This is a genomic window from Pseudomonas sp. NDM, assembly GCF_003105095.1.
In the GTDB taxonomy this organism is placed as follows: domain Bacteria; phylum Pseudomonadota; class Gammaproteobacteria; order Pseudomonadales; family Pseudomonadaceae; genus Aquipseudomonas; species Aquipseudomonas moraviensis_A.
In genome coordinates this window covers 1-3,796 of record NZ_QETJ01000264.1, presented here as the reverse complement: position 1 = coordinate 3,796, position 3,796 = coordinate 1, and the positions used below count along the sequence as shown (strand labels likewise).

General features: G+C 61.2%; 3 protein-coding genes. 2 read left to right on the top strand and 1 reads right to left on the bottom strand.

The window, feature by feature from the left end; genetic code table 11:
- Positions 1–57 precede the first annotated feature (57 nt).
- Positions 58–507, bottom strand: a complete 450-nt coding sequence (cadR, locus tag DCO47_RS26095; protein WP_042606526.1) for a Cd(II)/Pb(II)-responsive transcriptional regulator — start codon at positions 505–507, stop codon at positions 58–60.
- An 84-nt stretch (positions 508–591) separates the two neighbouring features.
- Between cadR and DCO47_RS26090 the strand changes: the two genes are divergently transcribed.
- Positions 592–2,847: a heavy metal translocating P-type ATPase gene (locus DCO47_RS26090; protein WP_116659232.1), complete on the top strand. Its 2,256-nt coding sequence runs from the start codon at positions 592–594 to the stop codon at positions 2,845–2,847.
- Between the two features lie 15 nt (positions 2,848–2,862).
- Complete coding sequence (locus DCO47_RS26085; RefSeq protein WP_064364770.1) at positions 2,863–3,726, top strand: LysR family transcriptional regulator; 864 nt, start codon at positions 2,863–2,865, stop codon at positions 3,724–3,726.
- Positions 3,727–3,796: the final 70 nt, after the last annotated feature.

Below are 3,796 nucleotides of genomic sequence, written 5' to 3'. Positions count from 1 at the left end.
TACAAGATCAAAAGATCGCAGCCTGCGGCAGCTCCTACATTTGCTTTTGTGGTGTGCTCAATGGCCGTGGCTACGGCCCACATGGGAATGCTCAACCTCCGTTGCAACAACCCCGCCACTCACTTCCAGCCGCTGCAAGATCCCGCATTGATCTGCCTCCGGGCCTTCGCCACAGCGTTGGCGCAGGTCGAGCAGTTGTGCCTGCAAGGCCAGCAATCCGTCAATCCGCGCCTTCACATGCTGGATGTGTTCGTCGATCAGCGCATTGACGCTCTCGCACTGATCCTGCGGGCTGTCGCGCAGGGCGAGGAGGCTGCGGATTTCTTCGAGAGTCATGTCGAGGGTGCGGCAGTTGCGGATGAAGGTCAGGCGCTCGGCGTGGGCCTGGGTGTAGACGCGGTAGTTGCCGTCGCTGCGGGCCGGTTCCGGCAGGAGATTTTCGCGCTCGTAGTAGCGGATGGTTTCCACGGCGCAGTCGGTGAGTTTCGCCAGTTCGCCGATCTTCATGACGGCCATCTCCAAATGGGTGCTTGACCCTATAGTGGCTACAGGGTCTTTACTTGGCAACAGGCACCTTCATGGACGCGACCAATGAGCGATTCCCTGCATACCCACAAGCCCGGCGACGGCCACGATCACAGTCATAAATTGCAGCCCGTGCACAAACATGACCACGGTGGCGATTCCTGCTGCGGGTCGAAAGCCGCAGCGCCTGCGTTGGTGCAACTGAGCGAAAAGACCAGCGCCGATGCGCGCCTGAGCAGTTTCCGCATCGAGGCGATGGATTGCCCGACCGAGCAGACGCTGATCCAGAACAAGCTCGGCAAACTGGCTGGGGTGCAGCAGCTGCAATTCAACCTGATCAACCGCGTTCTTGGCGTGACCCACAATCTGCCGGGCACCGAGCCGATCACCGAAGCGATCAAGTCCCTCGGCATGCACGCCGAGCCGCTCGAGGCGGGTGTCGACGCGCCAGTACCGGTAGCGGTGAAAAAACACTGGCGGCCATTGGCGCTGTCCGGCTTGACCGCGCTGGGCGCCGAAGTCATTCATTTCACCAGCGCCGCGCCGGACTGGGTGGTGGCAGTCGTTGCGCTGGTGTCGATCCTCAGCGGCGGCCTCGGCACTTACAAAAAGGGCTGGATCGCCCTGAAGAACCTCAACCTCAACATCAATGCGCTGATGAGCATCGCCGTAACCGGTGCCATCCTCATCGGCCAGTGGCCGGAAGCGGCGATGGTGATGTTCCTCTTCACCGTCGCCGAGCTGATTGAAGCACGCTCGCTGGACCGCGCGCGCAACGCGATCAGCGGCTTGATGCAGATGACCCCTGAGCAAGCCACGGTATTGCAGGCCGACGGCAATTGGCGCGAACAAGAGGTGAAAAGCGTTGAACTCGGCGCCCGCGTGCGGGTGAAACCCGGCGAGCGTATCGCCCTGGACGGCGCGGTGGTCAGCGGCAGCTCGACCATCGACCAGGCGCCGATCACCGGGGAAAGCCTGCCCGTGGAGAAAACCGTCGGTGACAAAGTCTTCGCTGGCACCATCAATCAGGCCGGTTCGCTGGAATATACGGTGACCGCTGCGGCGAACAACTCGACACTCGCACGGATCATCCACGCTGTCGAACAGGCGCAAGGCGCACGGGCGCCGACCCAGCGTTTCGTTGATCAATTCTCAAAAATCTACACCCCGGCGGTGTTCGTCTTCGCTTTGGCCGTGGCGGTGATTCCGCCGCTGTTCATGGGTGCGGCGTGGTTCGACTGGATCTACCGCGCGCTGGTGCTGCTGGTGGTGGCCTGCCCGTGCGCACTGGTGATTTCCACCCCGGTGACCATCGTCAGCGGCCTCGCAGCGGCGGCGCGCAAAGGCATTCTGGTCAAGGGCGGCGTGTATCTGGAGGTCGGCTTCAAGCTCGATTATCTGGCGCTGGATAAAACCGGCACGATCACCCATGGCAAACCGGTGCAGACCGATTACTTGTGCCTGGAGGCAACCGCCGAGCAAACTGCACCCGCCATCGCCGCAGCGTTGGCCGGACGCTCCGATCATCCGGTATCGCTGGCCATTGCCAACGCTGCTGTGGATAAAGATTCCGCGGCGCCCGCTGTGGATAACTTCGAAGCGCTGGCTGGGCGTGGCGTCAAAGGCGATATCAATGGCCAGACCTATCACCTGGGCAACCATCGTCTGGTCGAGGAACTGGGTCTGTGCTCGCCGCAATTGGAGGAAAAACTCTTCGCGCTGGAGAAACGGGGCAAATCCGTGGTGCTGCTGCTCGACAGTTCTGGCCCGCTGGCGTTGTTTGCCGTGGCCGACACGGTCAAGGAAAGCAGCCGCGAAGCGATTCGTCAGTTGCATGAACTCGGTGTGAAAACCCTGATGCTCACTGGCGACAACGTCCACACCGCGCAAGCGATTGCCGCTCAGGTCGGTATCGACGAGGCGCGCGGCGACTTGCTGCCGACCGACAAACTGCAGGCCATCGAAGACCTGTACAAGCAGGGCCATCGCGTCGGCATGGTCGGCGACGGCATCAATGACGCGCCGGCACTGGCCCGCGCCGAGATCGGTTTCGCCATGGCTGCCGCAGGCACCGACACCGCGATCGAAACCGCCGATGTCGCCCTGATGGACGACGATCTGCGCAAGATCCCCGCGTTCATCAACCTGTCTCGCAATACCGCGAGCATCCTGAAACAGAACATCGCGCTGGCCCTGGTGATCAAGGCGATCTTTCTTGCGGTAACCTTCGCCGGGCTTGCCACCATGTGGATGGCAGTGTTCGCCGATATGGGCGTGAGCCTGCTGGTGGTGTTCAACGGGTTGCGCCTGTTGCGTAAATAACGATGAGGAATGGTTGTGCTGAGTGCCGAGCTGAAAGCGTTCTACATGGTCGCCCGCCTGGGCAGTATCACGCTGGCGGCGAAAAAACTCGGCCTTAGTCAACCGACCGTGACCACGCAGATCCGTAACCTGGAAAGTCAGTATTCGGTGGAGCTGTTTTATCGCGGCGGTCGACGCCTCAGCGTCAGCGACGAAGGCGCGCGCTTGCTGCCAATGGTCAAAACCCTGTTGCAGCAAGAGGCCGACATCGAGTTCTTTTTGCGTAACAGCGGCCAGGTGCAGGGCACGTTGCGCATTGCCGCTACCGCGCCGTATTACATCCTCGATCTGGTGAAAACCTTCCGCGAGCGTTTGCCACAGGTGGAAGTGTCGGTGGAAATCGGCAACTCGCAGCAAGTGCTCGAAGCGCTGGAGGATTACCGCGTGGATGTCGCGGCGTCGTCACAGTTGCTCGACGATGCGCGATTGATTCGCCGGGTGCTCGGCACCGATCCGTTGGTGCTGGCGGTGCATCGCAATCATCCATTGGCGGCGCAAGAGCATGTGACGTTGAGTGCACTGGCCGGGCATACGCTGTTGATGCGTGAGTCGGGCTCGACCACGCGGCGCTTGACCGAAGAATTGCTCGCCAGCGCCGGGGTCAGCTTCGGGCCGCTGCTGGAGATCGGCAGCCGCGAGTCGATTCGTGAAGCGGTGCTGCGCAACATCGGCATCAGCATCATTGCGCGTCAGGAAGTGCCGCATGATCCGCAGTTGCGCGTGCTGACCATCGAGAATGCACCGCAAATCCCGGAATATCTGTATTGCCTCAAGGAAAGGAAGGGCGCGCGGTTGCCGGCGGCTTTTTTGGGACTCGCACAGGAAATGTCCCCGGCCTGAAGATCAAAAGATCGCAGCCTTCGGCAGCTCCTACAGGTGGACGCATTCCAATGTAGGAGCTGCCGAAGGC

Bases quoted from the DNA above. Each gene is read 5' to 3' on its own strand.
- cadR (WP_042606526.1), bottom strand. From the start codon at position 507: ATGAAGATCGGCGAACTGGCGAAACTCACCGACTGCGCCGTGGAAACC.
- DCO47_RS26090 (WP_116659232.1), top strand. From the start codon at position 592: ATGAGCGATTCCCTGCATACCCACAAGCCCGGCGACGGCCACGATCAC.